The organism is Pseudomonas sp. NPDC089422 (assembly GCF_044749405.1).
GTDB lineage: Bacteria > Pseudomonadota > Gammaproteobacteria > Pseudomonadales > Pseudomonadaceae > Aquipseudomonas.
This window is the reverse complement of sequence record NZ_JBIVHW010000032.1, coordinates 1-1323: the sequence shown is the minus strand read 5'-3', so window position 1 is coordinate 1323 and position 1323 is coordinate 1. Positions and strand designations below refer to the sequence as shown.

Here is a 1323-nt window from a genome sequence, read left to right as displayed (position 1 = left end):
TGTCTAGTCCTGAAATAGGTTTACACCTGTTCAGGTAGGCCGACAGGCCTCAAAACGCCCGATGCACCGCATCGGGCGTTTTGTTTTTCAGAGCCATATGAGGCCGTTCTGTGTTGTAGATCTGTACTGCCTCGTCAACCATCTGCCTCGCTTGCTCCAGATCTTCAGGGCTGCTCAACAGCAGTTCCATCTTGAGGATTCCGTTGATTCGCTCGGCCAACGCGTTCTGGTAGCAGTCATACCCATCAGTCATAGAGCACTGAACGCCGTGCCGCTGGTGCAGTGACTGGTATAGCGCCGAGCAATATTGGATGCCTCGATCCGAATGGTGGACTAATGGCTGGCGACGACGTCGCTTTCGTAATGCCTGCTTAAAGGCTTGCGCCACTGACTCGGCATGCAGGCTTTCATGCACATGGTGGCCAACAATTTTCCTGGAGTACGCATCCGTTACCAGACTCAGGTACAGCGGGCCGTTACGTGCGGGCAGGTAGGTAATGTCGGCAACCCAGACGTGTTCCGGCCTTGTCGGAACGATCTGGCTCGGTCCGGGCTTGAGTAAATTGGGATGGCGGTAGAAGCGATGAAAGCTTTGTGTTGTCTTGTGGTAGGCCCGCTTAGGCAGCACTAGCAAACGACGCTCTCCCAAGACCTGGAACAGCCTATCTCGGCCGACCTGGAATCGTCTGTCAGGTTGGCAATGCAGTAGATAGTGCAGCTTGCGTGTACCCAGGCGGGGCTGGCGCATCCGGACTTGCTGTACAAACTCAACCACCTGATCTGCCTGGCGTTCTTTACCATCAGCGGCTCGGTTGCGCTTGTAGTAAGCCTGGCGACTGATGCCTAGAAACTGACAAGCCCTGGCAATGCTCAGTCCTGCGACTTGACCTTGCGAGAGGACTTGCCGGATCGCTTTTTTACGACCGAGACACCATAGTCATTTTTCAGAACATCAACGACCGTCTCAAAGAACTGGGCCTTCTGGCTCATCAGTTCAAGCTGCTGTTCAAGCTCTTTGATTCGCTGCTCTGGAGTGAGCGTTTTGGGGTCAGACATCGCGCAGCTCCTCTGGTCACGGATCGAAGCCCCCTGGCTCCAATCCTGCCGACCGTGCTTACGCAACCATACCAGAACCGTCGACCGACCCTGGATGCCATACCGCACCTGGGCCTGCTTGTAGGTCAGTTCGCCTTTTTCAATCTGATCAACCACCGCCAATTTAAAAGACAGTGAGTAATCACGCTGTGTGCGCTTTACACCTTGCTCCATCTGACTCTCCGGAAATTCGGGATGGGAGGTGTAAACCTTATTCAGGACGGGACA

The 1323-nt window shown here is 54.5% G+C and carries 1 protein-coding gene; it reads right to left on the bottom strand.

What is annotated here, in order from left to right:
* Nucleotides 1-49 precede the first annotated feature (49 nt).
* A protein-coding gene (locus ACIPZ8_RS28010; protein ID WP_400730380.1) for an IS3 family transposase occupies nt 50-1269 on the bottom strand; the annotation gives its coding sequence in 2 pieces (ribosomal slippage) (nt 50-921 and nt 921-1269; 1221 coding nt in all).
* Between the last annotated feature and the right edge of the window lie 54 nt (nt 1270-1323).